General features: G+C 44.9%; 3 protein-coding genes. 2 read left to right on the top strand and 1 reads right to left on the bottom strand.

Translation table 11 applies throughout. The annotated features are described in order from the left end of the window. Positions 1–135: 135 nt before the first annotated feature. Positions 136–894 (bottom strand): two-component system response regulator OmpR, encoded by a 759-nt coding sequence (gene ompR, locus EI161_RS13480; RefSeq protein WP_192522718.1) that lies wholly within the window; start codon positions 892–894, stop codon positions 136–138. 430 nt (positions 895–1,324) lie between these two features. Here ompR and EI161_RS13485 point away from each other — a divergent pair, with 430 nt between their 5' ends. Together EI161_RS13485 and EI161_RS13490 are read left to right on the top strand one after the other, a co-directional pair. After that, positions 1,325–3,862 (top strand): Tex family protein, encoded by a 2,538-nt coding sequence (locus tag EI161_RS13485; RefSeq protein WP_192529781.1) that lies wholly within the window; start codon positions 1,325–1,327, stop codon positions 3,860–3,862. A gap of 172 nt (positions 3,863–4,034) precedes the next feature. Then, positions 4,035–4,311, top strand: a 277-nt coding sequence (locus EI161_RS13490) for a helix-turn-helix domain-containing protein (RefSeq protein ID WP_192528923.1), incomplete at its 3' end; no start/stop codon positions are given.

Below are 4,311 nucleotides of genomic sequence, written 5' to 3' on the forward strand. Positions count from 1 at the left end.
GAAAAAACGGTACCTGCAGTACGTGATGTAGCGATATTACTTCTCACTGACTATAGCTTTATCAGTTAATAAAACAAAACCCTGCATTATTATGCAGGGCTTTTTTGTATCAGTAAGTATTATAAATGGCTAAAACTATTCACTCTTAGCAGCTTCTACTTCTGCTTCGTCGGGTACGAATACATAGCCCACACCCCAGACCGTCTGAATATAGCGCGCTTGTGAAGGGTTGTCTTCAATCAGGCGACGCAGACGTGATACTTGCACGTCGATAGAGCGCTCCATTGCACCCCATTCACGACCACGCGCTAGGTTCATCAATTTATCACGAGTCAGTGGCTCACGTGGATGCTGGACTAAAGCCTTTAATACCGAAAACTCACCCGTCGTTAAGGTAACGACATTGCCGTCACGTTTGAGCGTGCGAGTCGACAAATCAAGGGTCCAAGGGCCAAATTCAACCACTTCAAGCTGATGGCTTGGCGCGCCAGGTAGCTCACGATTTTGACGACGTAATACGGCTTTGATACGAGCCAATAGCTCTTTTGGATTAAATGGCTTGGGCAAATAATCATCTGCGCCAGCTTCAAGCCCTGCAATACGATCCGCATCACCACCTTTAGCCGTGAGCATAATGATAGGAATATCAGCGTTTTCTTCACGAAGCCGCTTACAGATGCTGATACCGTCTTCGCCAGGTAGCATCAAATCTAACACCACTAACGAGAAAAGCTCACGCTGCATCAATTTATCCATCTGACTGCCATCGTGTGCGGTACGTACGACAAACCCATCGTCTTCTAGAAAACGCTGTAATAAAGAGCGCAGACGGGCATCATCATCGACGACTAAAATACGCTGGGTCAAAGTATCGGGGCTGTTATTATCTGTCATACAGGCATCCTCTTATAAAAATTATTATTAGCAATAAATTATAGTTAAAAAGCACGAATAAAAATATCTTGGTAAATAAAATATGTCTTCGCCAGCAAAAATCTTTGGGAATAAAAAATTATCACTGTTATGGTTGCTGCTTAAGCGTCATTCCGTCGATTATCAAATATTTTATAAAACTATTGTTCAATATATCAGCACATCCCAATATTTGTGCTATTGATACTTTAGTGTATAAGATTGCGGTCATAATTGCATCACCCATAAGGATAAATGCTGTATGCGTTTGTTTAATAAGACACAATAACTGAGCTTGTGCGATGATTTTTGCTATAAATAACGTCATAAATAAGGAAAGTATAAAAAGGATTTTTATTCATGCAGCTTTTGCTATAATGCAGAACTACATTTCTCAACGATTGATACGTATATGAGTAGCACTGATACCTTAACGCCATCTCAAACCTCGACAAAAGCACAGGTTTTGGATGCAACCACACACGCGAATATTCACGACAAGCTTGCTCGCGCGCTTGGCATTAAGACTGCTCAAGTCAATGCGTTTGTGAAGCTTTACGATGAAGGCGCGACTGTTCCGTTTATTGCCCGTTACCGCAAAGAAAAGACGCAAAATCTTGACGATGCGCAGTTGCGAGCTTTGGAGAAGTCTCTCAATTATGAGCGTGACATGGCCACTCGTCGCCTCAAAATTACTGAGCTGCTAAGCACGCAGGGCAATCTGACCGACGAGCTACAGACACGCATTGATAATGCGACGTCGAAACTTGAGCTTGAAGACATCTACCTGCCATATCGTCCGCGTCGTCGATCGCCAGCGGCCAAAGCACGTGCTGCTGGTCTTGACGTTGCCGCTCAAGCGGTCTTAACTCAAGAGGTTACCCCGACTGAGGCGCTAGCTGACTATCAAGTGCAATCTAGCATTACCGACGATAGTGGTAATGAGATTGAGGTTGATTTCAGTGATATTGACAAACAGTTAGCGGGCGTACAAGCCATCATCGTTGATGAGTGGACGCAAGCGTTAGACTTATTGGACAACTTACGCAGCGGCTTTGCTAAAACAGCCAGTATCGTTTCAGCAGTTGCTAGTGATGAGAAACGTGAAGTCGGTGAGAAATTCAAAGATTATTTCGAGCATAGCGAAAGCCTTGCACGTTTGCCAAACCATCGCTTACTAGCGATGCTGCGCGGCCGTCAAGAAAATGTCTTGGGTCTCAAAATTGAAGGCGAAGATGCACCTTTTATCGAAAAAATCATCAGCCATTTCGATGTCGATGCCAAGGCACCAGCCGAGCGCCGTGAGTTTTTAACAGAAGCAGCGAGTAGTTTGTGGAAAGATAAATGGCGTCCGCACATTGAGCATCGTTTATTGACTGAAAAACGTCTGACTGCTGAAGCCGATGCCATCGATGTGTTTGCTAATAACTTACAGCATTTATTGATGTCAGCGCCTGCTGGTCGCAAAGTTATTTTAGGGGTTGATCCTGGTATTCGCCATGGTGTAAAAATGGCCATCGTCGATGCTCAAGGCCATGTCATGCTAGATAGCGAAGACAAGCCTGTCGTCGCCACGGTTTATCCGTTTGCCCCTGATAATAAGATGGATGAAGCGAAAGCAGTTATCGATAAGCTATTAAGCACTTATAGCGTTGATTTAGTGGCTATCGGCAATGGTACGGCGAGCCGCGAAACCGATGCAATGATTAAAGAGATTTTAGCCGCGAATAGTGAACTAAAAGCTAAAGCGGTTATCGTTAATGAGTCTGGTGCGTCTGTTTATTCTGCCAGTGAGCTGGCCAGTGATGAGCTTGCCAGTTTGGATGTGTCAGTTCGCGGTGCGGTTTCTATTGCACGCCGCTTGCAAGACCCATTGTCAGAGTTGGTCAAGGTTGATCCAAAAGCCATTGGCGTTGGTCAATATCAGCATGACGTTAACCAAAATCAGTTAGCGGATAGCTTGGATAAAGTGACTCAAGACAGCGTCAACGCCGTTGGTGTCGATGTCAATACCGCCAGTCCTGCTATTTTGGCGCACATTGCTGGTCTAAACCGTAACGTGGCTCAGCAAATCGTCACTTACCGTAAAGAACATGGTGCTTTTGATAGCCGTGAGGCACTAAAGAACGTCCCACGTTTAGGGGTAAAAACCTTTGAGCAAGCCGCTGGGTTCTTACGTGTCCATAATGGTAGCAATCCACTTGATGCTACAGGCGTACATCCAGAGAGCTATGCACTGGTCGATGGTTTATTGGCGCAAACAGGTAAAGCATTGCCAGAAATCATCGGTAATGATGGTGTGCTAAACAGTATCGATACCACGACATTAGCTGCTAACGATGATAACGTGAGTGTGAAGGCCATCCTAGAAGAGCTTGCCAAGCCTGCACGTGACCCACGTCCTGAGTTTAAAACGGCCAACTTCCGTGATGATGTCAATAGCATTAAAGACTTGAGTGAAGGCATGACCTTAGAAGGCGTAGTGACCAATGTCACCGCCTTTGGTTGTTTTATTGATGTCGGCGTGCATCAAGATGGTTTGGTACATATTTCACAGATGGCCAATGACTTTGTCGCTGATCCAATGAACCGGGTCAAACCAGGTGATATTGTGTCGGTACGCGTCATCTCTATCGATGAAAAACGTGGTCGCATTGGTTTTAGTATGAAGCCTGAAGCAGAAAAGCCTGTACGCTCAGCAGCGAAAACAACGACAACAAGCACGGGCAATGATGAGAAAGCCAGTCGTCCACGCAGCAACCGTTCAAATAATAGCCATCCAGCCGCAGATAAGCGTCCATCGAAGCCTCGTGGTAATCGCCAAGATAAAGACAATGCCAGTAATAATCGTAGCAAGGCGCCAAGAGCAGATAAAGCGGAAGCTCCTAGCAAAATGGGTACCTTGGGCGCTTTGTTAAAAGAGGCAGGCGTGACTAAAACCAAGAAATAAGTAATAGTATTAATATGAATAATAGCGAGTAAAGAAAAAGGCAGCCTAATGGCTGCCTTTTTTAGTTTCTTAGATTAACACATGAAGTGCAATACCAAATGTGAGGTGAAAAAAAGACCTAGATGCGCTAGCATCAAAGTTTTTATCCACCGACCAAAGTGAGATTGCAACCATGAACTATACACATCTAAGCCTAGGTGAACGATACCAGATTTATGCCCTTAAAGGGGCAAAACATAGTATTAAATTTATAGCGAGGGCGTTAAACAGAAGTCCCAGCACCATATCAAGAGAGCTTAGGCGTAATAAAGGCCTGCGCGGTTACCGAGCAAAGAATGCTAATAACAAGGCTTGTGACAGACGGTCAAACAATGCGCCCAGCATCATCGCTGACGTATGGGATTGGGTCACAGATAAGCTAAAAGACAGCTGGAGTCCTGAACAAATAG

This window comes from Psychrobacter sp. FME5, assembly GCF_014861375.1.
Classification (GTDB): Bacteria; Pseudomonadota; Gammaproteobacteria; order Pseudomonadales; family Moraxellaceae; genus Psychrobacter.

What these genes read in the sequence shown, in the direction of transcription:
- ompR (WP_192522718.1), bottom strand. Translation starts at nt 894, where the DNA reads ATGACAGATAATAACAGCCCCGATACTTTGACCCAGCGTATTTTAGTC.
- EI161_RS13485 (WP_192529781.1), top strand. Translation starts at nt 1,325, where the DNA reads ATGAGTAGCACTGATACCTTAACGCCATCTCAAACCTCGACAAAAGCA.